23 protein-coding genes are annotated in these 13,884 nt (G+C 42.0%); 2 read left to right on the top strand and 21 right to left on the bottom strand.

All coding sequences use genetic code 11. The features are described 5' to 3' along the window. Window positions 1-15 precede the first annotated feature (15 nt). Together J2S11_RS09760 and J2S11_RS09755 are read left to right on the top strand one after the other, a co-directional pair. Window positions 16-681 (top strand): aldo/keto reductase, encoded by a 666-nt coding sequence (locus J2S11_RS09760; RefSeq protein WP_307394059.1) that lies wholly within the window; start codon window positions 16-18, stop codon window positions 679-681. Then, the gene (locus J2S11_RS09755) at window positions 666-854 is read left to right on the top strand and encodes an aldo/keto reductase (RefSeq protein WP_307394057.1); all 189 of its coding nucleotides are present in this window, start codon (window positions 666-668) and stop codon (window positions 852-854) included. The genes J2S11_RS09760 and J2S11_RS09755 overlap by 16 nt, the downstream gene beginning before the upstream one ends. Before the next feature lie 217 nt (window positions 855-1,071). Here J2S11_RS09755 and rpsI read toward each other — a convergent pair whose 3' ends face one another. The 21 genes from rpsI to rplF all read right to left on the bottom strand — a co-directional run bounded on the left by rpsI (window position 1,072) and on the right by rplF (window position 13,868). Continuing rightward, window positions 1,072-1,464: a 30S ribosomal protein S9 gene (rpsI, locus tag J2S11_RS09750; protein WP_307394055.1), complete on the bottom strand. Its 393-nt coding sequence runs from the start codon at window positions 1,462-1,464 to the stop codon at window positions 1,072-1,074. A 29-nt stretch (window positions 1,465-1,493) separates the two neighbouring features. After that, the gene (rplM, locus tag J2S11_RS09745) at window positions 1,494-1,931 is read right to left on the bottom strand and encodes a 50S ribosomal protein L13 (protein ID WP_307394053.1); all 438 of its coding nucleotides are present in this window, start codon (window positions 1,929-1,931) and stop codon (window positions 1,494-1,496) included. 343 nt (window positions 1,932-2,274) lie between these two features. Further along, window positions 2,275-3,069 carry a tRNA pseudouridine(38-40) synthase TruA gene (truA, locus tag J2S11_RS09740; RefSeq protein WP_307394051.1) on the bottom strand — a complete coding sequence of 265 codons (795 nt, stop codon included), beginning with the start codon at window positions 3,067-3,069 and terminating at the stop codon, window positions 2,275-2,277. 79 nt (window positions 3,070-3,148) lie between these two features. Beyond that, window positions 3,149-3,955, bottom strand: a complete 807-nt coding sequence (locus J2S11_RS09735; RefSeq protein WP_307394049.1) for an energy-coupling factor transporter transmembrane component T family protein — start codon at window positions 3,953-3,955, stop codon at window positions 3,149-3,151. Then, window positions 3,952-4,866, bottom strand: coding sequence for an energy-coupling factor transporter ATPase (locus J2S11_RS09730; RefSeq protein ID WP_307394047.1), 915 nt, complete (start codon window positions 4,864-4,866; stop codon window positions 3,952-3,954). The genes J2S11_RS09735 and J2S11_RS09730 overlap by 4 nt, the downstream gene beginning before the upstream one ends. After that, entirely contained in the window at window positions 4,842-5,732 is an 891-nt protein-coding gene (locus tag J2S11_RS09725; RefSeq protein ID WP_307394046.1) for an energy-coupling factor transporter ATPase, read from the bottom strand. The genes J2S11_RS09730 and J2S11_RS09725 overlap by 25 nt, the downstream gene beginning before the upstream one ends. Before the next feature lie 151 nt (window positions 5,733-5,883). Further along, window positions 5,884-6,249, bottom strand: a complete 366-nt coding sequence (gene rplQ, locus J2S11_RS09720; RefSeq protein ID WP_307394044.1) for a 50S ribosomal protein L17 — start codon at window positions 6,247-6,249, stop codon at window positions 5,884-5,886. 36 nt (window positions 6,250-6,285) lie between these two features. Continuing rightward, complete coding sequence (locus J2S11_RS09715) at window positions 6,286-7,230, bottom strand: DNA-directed RNA polymerase subunit alpha (protein WP_307394042.1); 945 nt, start codon at window positions 7,228-7,230, stop codon at window positions 6,286-6,288. 115 nt (window positions 7,231-7,345) lie between these two features. After that, window positions 7,346-7,741 (bottom strand): 30S ribosomal protein S11, encoded by a 396-nt coding sequence (gene rpsK / locus J2S11_RS09710; RefSeq protein WP_307394040.1) that lies wholly within the window; start codon window positions 7,739-7,741, stop codon window positions 7,346-7,348. A gap of 23 nt (window positions 7,742-7,764) precedes the next feature. Next, a complete protein-coding gene (gene rpsM, locus J2S11_RS09705; protein ID WP_307394039.1) occupies window positions 7,765-8,133 on the bottom strand; it encodes a 30S ribosomal protein S13 in 369 nt (122 codons plus the stop codon). Window positions 8,134-8,267: 134 nt separating this feature from the next. Then, window positions 8,268-8,381: a 50S ribosomal protein L36 gene (gene rpmJ, locus J2S11_RS09700; protein ID WP_090842670.1), complete on the bottom strand. Its 114-nt coding sequence runs from the start codon at window positions 8,379-8,381 to the stop codon at window positions 8,268-8,270. 57 nt (window positions 8,382-8,438) lie between these two features. Further along, entirely contained in the window at window positions 8,439-8,657 is a 219-nt protein-coding gene (gene infA / locus J2S11_RS09695) for a translation initiation factor IF-1 (protein WP_307394036.1), read from the bottom strand. A 4-nt stretch (window positions 8,658-8,661) separates the two neighbouring features. After that, complete coding sequence (locus J2S11_RS09690; protein ID WP_307394035.1) at window positions 8,662-8,976, bottom strand: KOW domain-containing RNA-binding protein; 315 nt, start codon at window positions 8,974-8,976, stop codon at window positions 8,662-8,664. 10 nt (window positions 8,977-8,986) lie between these two features. Continuing rightward, window positions 8,987-9,733: a type I methionyl aminopeptidase gene (gene map, locus J2S11_RS09685; protein ID WP_307394034.1), complete on the bottom strand. Its 747-nt coding sequence runs from the start codon at window positions 9,731-9,733 to the stop codon at window positions 8,987-8,989. 1 nt (window position 9,734) lies between these two features. Beyond that, window positions 9,735-10,385: an adenylate kinase gene (locus J2S11_RS09680; protein ID WP_307394032.1), complete on the bottom strand. Its 651-nt coding sequence runs from the start codon at window positions 10,383-10,385 to the stop codon at window positions 9,735-9,737. Window positions 10,386-10,400: 15 nt separating this feature from the next. Next, entirely contained in the window at window positions 10,401-11,696 is a 1,296-nt protein-coding gene (gene secY, locus J2S11_RS09675; protein ID WP_307394030.1) for a preprotein translocase subunit SecY, read from the bottom strand. Further along, the gene (gene rplO, locus J2S11_RS09670) at window positions 11,696-12,136 is read right to left on the bottom strand and encodes a 50S ribosomal protein L15 (RefSeq protein ID WP_307394029.1); all 441 of its coding nucleotides are present in this window, start codon (window positions 12,134-12,136) and stop codon (window positions 11,696-11,698) included. The genes secY and rplO overlap by 1 nt, the downstream gene beginning before the upstream one ends. 28 nt (window positions 12,137-12,164) lie before the next feature. Then, window positions 12,165-12,353 (bottom strand): 50S ribosomal protein L30, encoded by a 189-nt coding sequence (rpmD, locus tag J2S11_RS09665; RefSeq protein WP_307394027.1) that lies wholly within the window; start codon window positions 12,351-12,353, stop codon window positions 12,165-12,167. 60 nt (window positions 12,354-12,413) lie between these two features. Further along, a complete protein-coding gene (rpsE, locus tag J2S11_RS09660; protein ID WP_307394025.1) occupies window positions 12,414-12,911 on the bottom strand; it encodes a 30S ribosomal protein S5 in 498 nt (165 codons plus the stop codon). 18 nt (window positions 12,912-12,929) lie between these two features. Continuing rightward, window positions 12,930-13,298 (bottom strand): 50S ribosomal protein L18, encoded by a 369-nt coding sequence (gene rplR, locus J2S11_RS09655; RefSeq protein ID WP_307394024.1) that lies wholly within the window; start codon window positions 13,296-13,298, stop codon window positions 12,930-12,932. Between the two features lie 33 nt (window positions 13,299-13,331). Beyond that, the gene (gene rplF / locus J2S11_RS09650; protein ID WP_307394022.1) at window positions 13,332-13,868 is read right to left on the bottom strand and encodes a 50S ribosomal protein L6; all 537 of its coding nucleotides are present in this window, start codon (window positions 13,866-13,868) and stop codon (window positions 13,332-13,334) included. Window positions 13,869-13,884 lie beyond the last annotated feature (16 nt).

The raw sequence follows: 13,884 nt of genomic DNA, 5'->3' as shown, positions 1-13,884 counted from the left end.
TTAAAGGAGAATGTTATGGAATCATTCGTAATGGCAGCAAACGGTGTGAAAATCCCCCAGCTGGGATTTGGTGTTTATAAAATCAAACAAGGGAAAAACGGAGCTTTCGAACAGACAATCCGTGAAGCCATTAAAGTGGGCTATCGTCATTTTGATACAGCACGTATCTATGGAAATGAAGAGGCTTTAGGCCAGGCGATAGCAAATAGCGGTGTCTCTCGAGAAGATTTTTTTCTAACCTCTAAGGTGTGGACCACTGATCTGGGGTATGAAGAGACACATCAAGCTTTTAGGGAAAGTTGTAAGAGGATGAAGACTACTTATCTCGATATGTATCTCATTCATTTTGCTGCTCCACTTTATGTTGAAGCTTGGAAAGCGCTGGAGCAATTGTATGAGGAAGGTAAGATAAAAGTCATTGGTGTAGCTAACTTTGGGCCTGAGCATTTTGAACACTTGAAGAAATATGCCAAGATACAGCCAATGATTAATCAAGTAGAGACACATCCGCTATTTCAACAGAAATCACTACGTGAGTATATGTCTCGTCATCAAATATTGCATGAAGCATGGGGTCCTTTGGGTCAAGGGAATGCTTCCTTGTTTGATAATGAGGAACTGAATATCATTGCACGTCGACATAACAAGACAGTAGGCAAGTCATTTTGCGCTGGCATTTAAATCGTCATACCATCATCATCCCCAAGTCATCAAACGCGCAGCGGATTAAGGAGAATATCCAAGTATTCGACTTTAACTTGAATGAGGACGAGATGGAGAGCATTTCAAAGCTTGATACTGGCAAGCGATATTTTGTCAATCCAAAAGTATCTAGTGAACCCCATTTACGTTAAGCTAAATAAACTATTTTTAAGTAATATATGCCTTACAAATGGGTAATCTCTTTAAGGACGTCGGTAAAAGGTTCTTTTTTGTTACATACTAGACTCATTATTGCTCCTAACCTATATCTCGGTGGGTGGTTTGTGGGCGTCTGGTGGGCGCGATTACAAAAAAACAGCATAAAAAAGACCCCCAACCAAAGGTTGAGAGCCTTGAAACGTAAGTATATTAACGTTTTGAGAACTGAGGTGCACGACGTGCAGCTTTAAGACCGTATTTCTTACGCTCTTTCATACGTGGATCACGCGTTAAGAATCCTGCGCGCTTAAGAACGCTACGGAATTCAGGATCTGCTTTCAATAAAGCACGTGCGATACCATGACGGATCGCTCCCGCTTGACCTGTAAATCCACCACCGTTAACGTTTACTAATACGTCATATTGACCTTCTGTTTCAGTCAGACGTAGAGGTTGCTTAACGATCAGCTTTAACGTCTCTAATCCGAAAAATTCATCTATGCTACGTTTGTTAATTACAATGTTTCCATCACCAGGTACTAAACGTACGCGAGCTACAGAATGCTTACGACGACCTGTACCATAATAAGTTACTTGTGCCAAGGTAGATACCCTCCTTCTTCGTTCGATTATTATCCGCGAAGTTCGTAAACTTCAGGTTGTTGTGCTTGATGCTTGTGCTTGCTTCCAGCGTAAACGTGTAGCTTCATACCTTGCTGACGACCTAAAGTGTTCTTTGGAAGCATTCCTTTTACTGCAAATTCGATCAATCTTTCAGGGAACTTTTGTAGCAATTCTCCTGCAGACGTTTCTCTTAATCCACCTGGATGACCAGAGTGGCGATAGTATTTCTTATCTTGCAGCTTGTTTCCTGTTAATCTGATTTTCTCTGCGTTAATAACAATAACGAAGTCACCTGTATCAACATGTGGTGTGAATTCAGGTTTAGTTTTTCCACGTAAAATGCTAGCAACTTCACTCGCTAGACGACCAAGTGTTTGACCTTCAGCGTCTATTAAGTACCATTTACGTTCTACTTCATGCGGCTTTGCCATAAATGTGGTACGCATCTATAATCCCTCCAATATTCTCAAAATCAATGTGTTACGTTCATGATTTCAGTATTACGTTGTCATACGCTCTATTTGTTCTGTCATTCATGATATGCATAGTAAGCTTTAATAAAGCTTTGTTTTCTGCCTTATGACTCGGTCCGCCTTTAGAACACGAGAACATAGCGGGTCAAAAAACAATCATACAGGTGCTTCTACGCTCGGGGCTGTGAGTTTAGAAATACCAAAGAATATAATACTACAATGGGAAGCAACAGTCAAGGCATTTCCTAGATAAATTCTAGCTTTATATGCCTCTATAAAGTAGCTGAGATGATAATGTGCTAACTCTCAAATTTATTCAATCATATGCCACCCACCATAGGTTTAATCCATGTGCTGGGGCCGTCTTTCCTGCTAGTCTACGTTCTTTTAACTTGAGAGCCTGCTGTACCTGTTCAATAGAGCTTCTGCCCCGCCCCACATCGATCAGCGTTCCTGCAATAATCCGCACCATATTATATAAAAATCCATTTCCTTCACAAATCAGGACAATTTCTTCTCCGTCCTCCACCTTACGCTCTTCGATATCTAGACGTTTAATCGTTCTCACACGGTGATTAGCATCCGATTTTGCAGAGCTAAAGGCGGTGAAGTCATGCTCTCCTTCTAAAACCTTAGCTGCTGCTCGAATAGCGTCCATATCTAGCCCATAAGGCACATGAGCCCAGTATAATCGCCTGTTCGGATTTTCCAGCCTAGAACGATAGATATGATAACGATACTGCTTTCTGGTCACATCATGTCTAGCATGGAAATCAGCATGTATGGGCTCTGTAGACTGAATGCGAATATCCTTTGGTAAATAGGAGTTCAGCGCTAGCGTCCATTTGTCCATTCTGATCTCTAGAGGGCTATCAAAGTGAAAAACCTGCCCTCTTGCGTGAACACCAGCATCCGTTCTTCCTGAACCAACTACAGCAACAGGCTCATTGTGCATGCGTTTGAGAGCCTGCTCTAGCTTCTCCTGAACAGATAAAGCATTTGTTTGAATCTGAAAGCCATGATAATGGGTACCATCATACGATACGGTGCATTTAAAACGATTTAACTCTCTGGATGAACCCAAAAAGCCTTCTTCTTCGTGTTCATTCACTTCCTACCTTACCCCTTTCTCCTATCCTCTTAAGCCTATGAAGAATCTCTAGGCTTCTCACCTCTTACTGTCTATACGTCTACCATGCCCTTAAGAGTAAAAAGAGAGCTCCAAAAGCGATAACTACAGAAATAGCCATGTAATCAAGCTGAGTAACCCTCAGCTTTCTATATTGCGTTCGTCCCTCTCCCCCTCGATATCCCCTGGCTTCCATCGCTAAAGCTAATTCATCTGCTCGCTGAAAGGAGGCAATAAACAACGGGATTAGGATAGCCATAAAGGCAGTAGCTTTTTTCTTTAGACTTCTACTCTGAAAGGAAGCACCTCTAGCGCTTTGAGCCTTCATAATCTTATCCATCTCCTGAAGCAGGGTAGGAATAAAACGTAAGGATATGGAGATCATCAGAGCGATCTCATGAGCCGGAAATCTGAATACCTTTAGTGGACTCATCAGCTTTTCTAATCCATCCGTTAACACTAAGGGCTTTGTCGTTAGGGTAAGCAAAGAAGAGAGCAGGATAAGCAGTAGAATTCGTAATGTAACAACAATACCTTGTATAACTCCTTGCTCATACACACGAAGGATGCCCCATTCAATCAGAACAGTCCCTTCTCTATTTAGAAAAAGATGAAAGATAAACGTGATGATGAGTAAAATCCATAATGGCTTTAAGGCACGAAACATATAAATAATTGATATTTGAGCAGTAGCAAAAAGCAAAACAACAAATCCTATAGCTACAGTAAAGCTCAGAAAGCTATTTGCCATAAAAATTAAGCTCAGACACGCTAGCAACAGGACAATTTTGACTCTTGGGTCTAACTGATGGATAACTGAGGGCTTTGCAATATAATGACCAATGGGCAGTCTGCTTAGTGCACTCATCGGGTTTCATCCTCTATATCCTCTAGTGATCCAGCTATCTTCATATTCCCCTTTAAAAATGTCGCTATTTGTTCGTATAGCTTATTTTGGTTTAAAGAAGTAGGCACTAGTCGATGGGAGCTATCATACCCCTCATTTAGCTCTTTAATAAATTGAATAAGCTGTGGTAACTCCAAGCCCATTTGTTCAAGCTCAGAACCATAAGTAGTAAACAAAGTAAAAGGATCCATCTGCCATTTGACCCTTCCGTGCTCCATGACGACAACCTGATCAGCAAACTCCGCTACATCCTCCATCTGATGAGTGATGGTGATGACTGTACTCTGATGCTCCTCCTGCCATTGACGTATGACCTTTAGTATGTCTCGTTTTCCTTGCGGGTCCAGCCCAGCAGTAGGCTCATCTAAAATAATCACCTTGGGGTTCATCACGAGAATACCTGCTATAGCTACTCTTCTCTTTTGTCCACCACTTAGCTGAAAAGGAGAACGTTCGGCTAGGTCTCTAGGCAAGCCAAGCTTACCCATCACCTGCAGCACTCGTAGCTCGATCAGCTCCGTGGGCCATTCTAAGTTTCTAGGTCCGTAGCTAATATCCTTAAACACCGACTCCTCAAACAATTGGTGCTCCGGATATTGAAAGACCATCCCCACCTGATCATATAACGGCTTGTCTAATCTCTTCTTTTGATCTGACGCTATCACCGTCTGACCAATCTGAACAGACCCCTCTGTAGGCTTTGATAGACCATTCATGTGCTGAACTAAGGTAGACTTTCCTGACCCTGTACGTCCAATAATGGATACCCATAAGTTCTCCTTTATTTCCAGAGAAATATCCTTCAAGACCTGCTGTTCGAATGGAGTATGGGCATGATACGTGTAGCTCAAGTTTTTGATGACAATGTCCATAAGTGCGAAACCAGCTCTTTCTTAGAGTGAATTGTATCTGGAATAGGTAGACCTCTATCTTTTAGCTCTATAATCACTTGATAGCTGAAAGGAAGCTCAAGTCCGTGAGCCTTTAACCAATCCAAATCAGCAAAGAGCACTTTAGGGGACTCATCTCGAATCAACCGACCTTCTTTCATAAAAAGAACACGATCGGCCTCTGCCGCTTCATTCATATCATGTGTAATATGAATAATCATCAAGCCTTCTTCATGTAGCCCTCTCATAATAGCAAGAACCTCTTTTCTCCCCTCGGGATCAAGCATAGACGTTGCTTCATCAAAAATAATCGTGTCAGGTCTCATCGCCAATATGCCTGCTATAGCTACACGTTGTTTCTGCCCTCCAGAAAGTGTATGTGGCTCCCTTTCACGTAGCTCCCACATCCCAACCTGCTGCAGGGCTTCCCGAATGCGTTCATCCATTCGCTCCTGAGGCCATGCGATATTTTCCAAGCCAAAAGCTATATCATCAAAAATTGTAGTAGCTACCATCTGATTCTCTGGATTTTGAAAAACCAAACCAACCTGCTGTCGAATAGAGTATAGATCTTCTTTACTTTGTGTGGATTTATCTGCCACCGTAACGTCTCCATTTGTAGGAAGAAGTATACCATTCAGCAGCTTTGCTAATGTAGATTTTCCGCATCCATTGGGACCGATAATTGCTACATACTCACCATCTCTTATCCTAAGGTTTATATTCTTAAGCTCTCCTGTTTTATCCTTACTTCTATCACCCTCAAGATCAGGATTTAACTGGACAGAAGAATGAGAGGCTATGTGAGCGTTTGAATATGAAAAAAATACGTTATGACATTGAATCACATTTTTTCCTCCCCTTAAAGATATAACCCCCGCATTTTATGATATAGCCTTCAAGCTTTGAAAATAGAAAAAGCCAAATACGGCAAAAAAGGGTACTGACCAGGAATCTGGAAATCTCCAGATCCTGTCCCCACCCTTTTTGGAGCCGTTCTTATTTGACTAATTCAAGATATACCATTGGTGCTCCGTCTCCACGGCGAGGTCCAAGCTTTAAAATACGTGTATATCCACCTTGACGCTCTGCATAACGAGGAGCAATATCCGTAAATAGTTTTTGAATCGCATCCTGTCCAGTTGTAGCATCGGCTACTTCTGCACGAACAAATGCAGCTACTTGTCTACGAGCGTGAAGATCACCACGTTTACCTAATGTGATCATTTTTTCTGCGATTGAGCGAAGCTCTTTAGCTTTAGATTCAGTTGTTTCAATGCGTTCGTAGATGAATAAATCTGTCACTAAATCACGGAACAACGCTTTACGAGCAGAACTATTTCGCCCTAGTTTCTGATAAGCCATCTCTATATCCCTCCTTTAGCTGACGTACACTGATCGTTAGTCATCTTTGCGTAGACCAAGTCCTAGCTCAGCTAGTTTCTCCTGTACTTCCTCAAGAGATTTACGACCTAAATTACGTACTTTCATCATATCTTCTTCAGACTTATGCGTTAGCTCCTGTACCGTATTAATCCCGGCACGCTTTAAGCAATTATAGGAACGAACAGATAAATCAAGTTCTTCAATCGTCATTTCTAGGACTTTTTCTTTCTTATCTTCTTCTTTTTCTACCATAATCTCAGCTTCTTGAGCTTCATCAGTTAAGGTAATAAATAGATTAAGATGTTCAGAAAGAACCTTTGCTCCTAGACTGACTGCCTCTTCAGGACGAATGCTACCATTTGTCCATACTTCAAGGGTTAATTTATCGTAGTTTGTGACCTGACCAACACGGGTATTTGTCACTTGATAGTTGACTCGATCTACCGGAGTATAAATAGAATCTATTGCAATTACTCCAATAGGATGATCATCACGTTTGTTTCCTTCTGCTGGAATATAGCCACGGCCTCTTCCGGCAGAGATCTTCATGTGAAGTCTGGCACCCTCTGCTAGAGTTGCAATATGAAGGTCTGGGTTTAATATTTCAACATCACTGTCATGACGAAGGTCTGCGGCTGTAATGATCCCTTCTCCCTCAGCATCAATTTCTAACGTTTTTTCTTCGTCAGAATGAATTTTAAGAGAGAGCTTCTTCAGATTAAGAATAACTTCCGTTGTATCCTCGACAACACCTTCAATGGTTGAAAACTCATGCAGCACCCCATCAATCTGTACCGATCGAGTCGCAGCTCCTGGAAGGGAGGACAACAGAACACGACGCATAGAATTACCTAGTGTCGTCCCGTAGCCTCTCTCCAAAGGTTCTACTACAAATTTTCCGTACGTGCCATTTTCACTGATCTCAACCGTTTCAATACTCGGCTTTTCTATTTCAATCATCTACGAACCCTCCTTCAAAACGCCTACTTCGCACACGCATCCTAGTATACCACTCATTATAATCCAACTTTAGGAAATTTATACCATGACCACGTTTAACTGGTTTTCTGCGCTGTTATACTCGACGACGTTTTGGTGGGCGACAACCGTTATGTGGGATTGGCGTAACGTCTTTAATCATGTTCACTTCTAAGCCTGCAGCTTGAAGAGAACGAATTGCTGCTTCACGACCAGCTCCAGGACCTTTAACCATTACTTCCACTTCTTTTAAGCCGTGCTCCATTGCTGATTTTGCTGCTGTTTCGGCAGCCATTTGAGCAGCAAATGGTGTGCTTTTACGAGATCCTTTGAATCCAAGGTTCCCTGCACTTGCCCATGACAATGCATTTCCATGAGGATCTGTGATCGTAACAATTGTGTTATTGAACGTTGATCTGATATGAGCAACGCCAGTTTCAATATTTTTACGATCGCGACGTTTTGTACGAGTTTGTACTTTACGCTTAGCCATGCTTTTCCCTCCTTTACACTACCCTATTTTTTCTTATTCGCTACTGTACGACGAGGACCTTTACGAGTACGAGCATTCGTTTTTGAACGCTGACCACGTACTGGTAATCCACGACGATGACGGATTCCACGATAGCTTCCGATTTCGATCAGACGCTTAATGTTAAGAGAAACTTCACGACGAAGGTCTCCTTCTACTTTAAGAGTCTTGTCAATAAGCTCACGGATTTTACCCACTTCGTCTTCTGTAAGATCACGAACGCGAGTATCTGGATTAATATCAGCTTCACTGACTAAGTTTTGTGCCGTTGATTTACCAATTCCAAAAATATACGTTAACGCAATCTCAACTCGTTTGTCACGAGGTAAGTCAACACCTGCAATACGTGCCATATGTCTATCAGCACCTCCTTATTAGTTGACGCTACTACTTCGAGCAGCAATCTCTCGAGAAGTCAACATCCCGTGCATAGCGCAGCGGTCATGTACTTTCTACGATTTGCTTGTCAATCGACTACTTAACTTTATTATCCTTGCTTCTGCTTATGCTTAGGATTTTCGCAGATAACCATAACGGTTCTTTTGCGGCGAATCACTTTACATTTCTCACAGATAGGCTTAACGGATGGTCTTACCTTCATTTTTAAAACCTCCTTGCTTTATGGCTCACAGGCCTTTGAAGAAGGCAATGAGCAGTTCTATTTATAGCGATACGTGATACGCCCGCGTGTTAAATCGTATGGAGAAAGTTCAATTGTTACTCTATCTCCAGGTAAGATACGAATGAAGTTCATTCTTATTTTACCAGATACATGGGCTAGTATTTTATGTCCGTTCTCTAATTCAACCTTGAACATCGCATTAGGTAGAGGTTCAATCACAGTACCTTCTACTTCAATAACGTCTTCCTTGGCCATGAATTCACTCTCCTTTCTTCCTTTGTCCCTCTATCAACTCCGTAAACTTGTTCACTGCATAGCGAAGTTTACCATTCGTGACACGGTTCGTTTGCGCAATACTTGATAAAACTTCGGAAGAGATCGAATCGAAAGCTTGAAGATGAAGGACGTTTTTAATCTTCGGCCTATCAAACCTTCGTTTATCCCCATCAGCGATCCATACAAAACGTTCGTTTTCGATGCGTATGACGACGGCATAGTTACCGGCGTCTCGACCTCGACGAATCTTGACAAGCTGACCAATCTGTAGAATCGGTTCCGATTCTGCCACATTCATCACCTACACCTTAAGCTTTTGTTAAAATCTCGTAGCCATCTTCTGTTATCGCAATCGTATGCTCATAATGCGTACAATTACGTCGATCTTGAGTGATCACAGTCCAGTTATCAGCTAGCGTTTTGACGTACCTTGTTCCAGCATTGACCATCGGTTCAATAGCTAAAACCATGCCTGGCTTAAGGCGTGGACCACGCCCGGGTGGACCGAAGTTTGGGATCTGCGGGTCTTCATGCAAGGCTGTACCTACTCCATGTCCCACATATTCTCGTACGATGGAAAAACCTTCTTCCTCAACATACTTTTGAATAGCATGGGAGATGTTGGACAGTCTTGCCTGTGGCTTCGCTTCTGCTAAACCACGATATAATGATTCCTCTGTGACCTCCATTAAGCGTACATCCTCATCGCTTATGGCTCCAACTGCATACGTCCAAGCTGAATCACCATGGTACCCCTTGAAGTTTGCGCCAACGTCGATACTAATGATATCTCCATCTTTCAACTTCCGATCACTAGGTATCCCATGAACAAGTTCTTCATTGACTGAAGTACAAATGCTTCCAGGAAAGCCACCATAACCTTTAAAGGAAGGAGTTGCCCCATGCTGACGAATGATTTTCTCAGCAACGGCATCTAATTCCTTAGTCGTTATATTAGATTGTATCACTTTCTTCAACTCCTGATGAGTGAGAGCCACAATTCTACCAGCCTCTCTCATCAGCTCTAGCTCAGAGCTTGATTTACATATAATCATGTTACTCTTGCCCTTTAACCAGATTAGATATATTTGAAAAGACTTGATCGATGTGCTTTTCCCCATCAACCGTTCGTAGTAAACCACGATCCTGATAGAAATCAAGCAATGACTGCTGCTGTTTAATATTCACGTCAAGGCGCTTGCCTACGGTTTCCGCATTATCATCATGGCGTTGGTATAATTCTCCGCCACATTTATCACACACATCGCTTACCTTCGGTGGGTTAAACTCTGTATGATACGTAGAACCACAGTCCTTACAAATACGACGACCTGTAAGTCTAGCCAGCAGTAAATCTTTCTTAACGTTAATATAAATCACATGGTCAATTCCTCGATCGGATAAAGCAAGCATATTCTCCAACGCTTCAGCCTGAGCTACTGTACGAGGAAATCCATCTAGTAAAAAACCGTGCTTACAATCATCTTTAGCCAATCTTTCGTTCACAATACCTATTGTTACTTCATCGGGAACGAGTTCGCCACGATCCATGTAAGATTTTGCTTCTATTCCTAGAGGAGTCTCCTCTTTAATCGCACTTCGAAACATGTCTCCGGTCGAGATATGAGGAATTTCAAAGTGCTCGACAATTCGCTCTGCCTGTGTTCCCTTACCTGCACCGGGTAACCCCATGAAAACTAAATTCATCATATCCCTCCAGTATTACTTAATAAATCCTTTATAGTGACGCTTAATTAGCTGGCTGTTAATCTGTTTCATCGTATCAAGGGCAACCCCGACAACGATTAGTAATGCCGTTCCACCGATCTGAACTTGTGGAGGAAGCTCCCCAATTCTAGAGATAATAAATGGTAGAACAGATACAGCTGCTAAGAACAGAGCACCAGTTAAAGTAATACGGTTTAAGATACGAGTTAAATAGATAGACGTAGTTTTACCTGGGCGAATACCAGGAATATATCCACCGTTCTTCTTCATGTTCTCAGCCATTTGCATTGGGTTCATTTGTACAAATGTATAGAAGTACGTGAATCCAATGATCAGCAAGATGTAGAAGAACATACCAAAGGCGCTATCGTAACTAAAATTCGTTGTAATCCAATCCGCAAATCGATTTCCAGCCCAGAAGCTAGCAATCGTAGATGGGAACATGAGTAGAGACATCGCAAAGATTACCGGAATAACCCCAGCTGCATTCACTTTTAGTGGAATGTGAGTGGATTGACCACCATACATTTTGCGTCCTACTACACGCTTTGCATATTGTACAGGTATTTTACGAATACCTTGTTGAATAAAGATAACACCTACAATGATCGCAATAAGAACAAGAACAAGGATCACTCCATAGATAATGCTTAGGAATAACGGGCTACCTTCAGCAACCTTCTGTGCTTCTTGCATATAGAATTGGTTTGCACCTGATGGGAAAGCCGCTACAATTCCAGCGAAAATCAGGATGGAAATCCCGTTTCCGATTCCTTTTTCCGTGATCATTTCACCAAGCCACATTAAGAACGCTGTACCTGCTGTAAGAACAAGGGTAATGAATAAATACGTTCCGAAGGTAGCGTTTTGAATAAGACCTGGAAATAGGTTATTAAATCCGATAGACATACCGAATGCTTGGATAAAACCAAGAACAATTGTACCATAACGAGTGACCTGAGCTAGCTTACGCTTCCCAGCTTCACCCTCACGAGCCCATTGTGCAAACTTAGGAACGACATCCATCGTTAAAAGCTGCACAATAATGGAAGCTGTGATGTAAGGCATGATACCCATAGCGAAAATGGAGAAATTCTCTAGAGCTCCTCCACCAAATATACTAAGCATAGCAAATGCATTCGCTTGATCCTGAAAGTTCAGAGCATCAGCGTTAACGTTAGGTACCGGAATGAATGTACCAATACGGAAAACGACTAGCATCAACAAGGTGAAAACGATTTTTTGACGAAGATCTGCTACTTTGAAAATATTCGAGATCGTTGCAAACATTAGATCACCTCAGTTTTTCCACCGGCAGCTTCAATTTTCTCTACTGCCGCTTGAGAAAATTTATTTGCTTGAACAGTTAATTTTACTGTTAATTCGCCATTTCCCAAGATCTTGATGCCATCGCGAGAATTCTTCACGATACCCGTTTCAAGAAGCAATTCTGGAGTTACCGTTGTGTCTGCCTCGAAACGATTTAATGTGTCTAGGTTAATGATCGCATACTCTTTACGGTTAGGATTCGTAAATCCACGCTTCGGTAAACGACGAGCAAGTGGATTTTGTCCACCCTCAAATCCTGGACGAACGCCACCGCCAGAACGTGAATTTTGTCCTTTATGACCACGTCCAGAAGTTTTTCCGTTACCGGAACCAATACCACGACCTACACGATTACGTTCTTTGCGAGAGCCCTCTGCAGGTTTTAGTTCGTGTAATTTCACAGTTACACCTCCCCTGTTTTACAATTTCTTATGCTTCGATTTCTTTAACTTCAACTAGATGACTGACCTTGTTCACCATACCACGAATGGCAACATTGTCGTTATGCACAACAGTATGATGTAGCTTTCTTAAGCCAAGTGCTTCAACCGTTTTAATTTGATCCTGCTTACGGCCGATTGTGCTGCGCTTGAGGGTAATTTCTAATTTGTTAGCCATAGTCAAATCCCTCCTTTAATCATCGACCATTCAGCACCAGTTTTTACTGGCTAGCCTGAATTAGCCTAAAATTTCTTCTACAGATTTACCACGTAGCTTAGCTACGTCCTCTGCACGTTTTAAACGTCCTAAACCTTCAAAAGTTGCATTAATCATGTTAAGAGCGTTTGAAGTTCCAAGTGATTTTGTTAAAATATCACCAACTCCAGCTAACTCTAACACCGCACGTACAGGACCACCAGCGATAACCCCAGTACCTTCAGATGCAGGCTTTAATAATACTCGGCCAGCTCCAAAGTGTCCAAGAATCTGATGAGGAATTGTTGTTCCTACAAGTGGAACCTTCACTAAGTTCTTCTTAGCATCTTCAATTCCTTTACGAATCGCATCAGGTACCTCAGACGCTTTACCCATACCAAATCCTACATGACCATTACGGTCACCTACGATAACTAGTGAGCTAAAGCGGAAGCGACGTCCACCTTTTACCACTTTAGATACACGGTTAATTTGTACTACTTTTTCTTCTAATTCTAATGTATTTGGATCGATGCGCACTCTTTTTCCCTCCTTTTCTTAGAATTGTAAGCCAGCTTCACGAGCTGCGTCAGCTAGGGCTTTTACTCTTCCATGATATAAATATCCACCACGATCAAACACGATAGATTGATATCCTTTATCAACAGCACGTTTTGCTACTAATTGACCGACTTTTTGAGCCGCTTCAACGTTTCCACCGTTACCGATAGAACCAGCTAGCTCTTTGTCTTGAGTTGAAGCAGAAACGATCGTTTGACCTGCTACATCATCAATCAATTGTGCATAGATATGCTTAGAGGAACGGAACACGTTTAAACGAGGACGTTCAGCAGTTCCTGTTATCGTACGACGAACGCGAGCGTGTCTTTTCTTACGAACCTTGTTCTTATCGCCTTTATTAATCACGCAACATTCACTCCCTTCCGGACGTAACTAGCATTACTTACCAGTTTTTCCTTCTTTACGACGAATTCTTTCACCAGCGTATTTAATTCCTTTACCTTTGTAAGGCTCAGGCGCACGCACGGCACGAACGTTGGCAGCAAATTCTCCTACACGTTCTTTATCAATACCTTTAATTGTAATTTTGGTTTGCTCAGGTACTTCAACTTCAATACCTTTTTCAGGAACCATTTCTACTGGATGAGAGTATCCTACAGCTAAGACAAGCTTTTCACCGCTTTTAGAAGCACGGTATCCAACTCCTACTAGCTCTAACTTCTTCTCATATCCGTTAGTAACACCTTCCACCATGTTCGCTACGATTGAACGAGTTGTTCCATGTAGAGCACGGTGATTTTTATTATCTGATGGACGCTCAACTACGATTTCTTTTTCATCGATCTTAAGAATCATGTCTGGGTGAAGGTTACGAGTTAACTCACCCTTCGGTCCTTTTACTGTTAATGTATTATCATTTAAGTTAATTTGAACTCCAGCTGGTAGTTCAATAGGTTTTTTTCCTATACGGGACATGTGTGACACCTCCGTT

The organism is Bacillus horti, assembly GCF_030813115.1.
GTDB classification, from domain to species: domain Bacteria; phylum Bacillota; class Bacilli; order Caldalkalibacillales; family JCM-10596; genus Bacillus_CH; species Bacillus_CH horti.
This window is presented reverse-complemented; position numbering and strand designations above follow the sequence as displayed.

Excerpts from the sequence above, each read along its gene's own strand:
- rplM (WP_307394053.1), bottom strand. The coding sequence starts at position 1,931 with ATGCGTACCACATTTATGGCAAAGCCGCATGAAGTAGAACGTAAATGG.
- rplF (WP_307394022.1), bottom strand. The coding sequence starts at position 13,868 with ATGTCCCGTATAGGAAAAAAACCTATTGAACTACCAGCTGGAGTTCAA.
- rpmD (WP_307394027.1), bottom strand. The coding sequence starts at position 12,353 with ATGGCTAACAAATTAGAAATTACCCTCAAGCGCAGCACAATCGGCCGT.
- rpmJ (WP_090842670.1), bottom strand. The coding sequence starts at position 8,381 with ATGAAGGTAAGACCATCCGTTAAGCCTATCTGTGAGAAATGTAAAGTG.
- rplQ (WP_307394044.1), bottom strand. The coding sequence starts at position 6,249 with ATGGCTTATCAGAAACTAGGGCGAAATAGTTCTGCTCGTAAAGCGTTG.
- J2S11_RS09690 (WP_307394035.1), bottom strand. The coding sequence starts at position 8,976 with ATGAATGTGGCAGAATCGGAACCGATTCTACAGATTGGTCAGCTTGTC.
- J2S11_RS09760 (WP_307394059.1), top strand. The coding sequence starts at position 16 with ATGGAATCATTCGTAATGGCAGCAAACGGTGTGAAAATCCCCCAGCTG.
- infA (WP_307394036.1), bottom strand. The coding sequence starts at position 8,657 with ATGGCCAAGGAAGACGTTATTGAAGTAGAAGGTACTGTGATTGAACCT.
- J2S11_RS09730 (WP_307394047.1), bottom strand. The coding sequence starts at position 4,866 with ATGGACATTGTCATCAAAAACTTGAGCTACACGTATCATGCCCATACT.
- map (WP_307394034.1), bottom strand. The coding sequence starts at position 9,733 with ATGATTATATGTAAATCAAGCTCTGAGCTAGAGCTGATGAGAGAGGCT.
- J2S11_RS09715 (WP_307394042.1), bottom strand. The coding sequence starts at position 7,230 with ATGATTGAAATAGAAAAGCCGAGTATTGAAACGGTTGAGATCAGTGAA.
- secY (WP_307394030.1), bottom strand. The coding sequence starts at position 11,696 with ATGTTTGCAACGATCTCGAATATTTTCAAAGTAGCAGATCTTCGTCAA.
- J2S11_RS09680 (WP_307394032.1), bottom strand. The coding sequence starts at position 10,385 with ATGAATTTAGTTTTCATGGGGTTACCCGGTGCAGGTAAGGGAACACAG.
- rpsK (WP_307394040.1), bottom strand. The coding sequence starts at position 7,741 with ATGGCTAAGCGTAAAGTACAAACTCGTACAAAACGTCGCGATCGTAAA.
- rpsM (WP_307394039.1), bottom strand. The coding sequence starts at position 8,133 with ATGGCACGTATTGCAGGTGTTGACTTACCTCGTGACAAACGAGTTGAG.
- J2S11_RS09735 (WP_307394049.1), bottom strand. The coding sequence starts at position 3,955 with ATGAGTGCACTAAGCAGACTGCCCATTGGTCATTATATTGCAAAGCCC.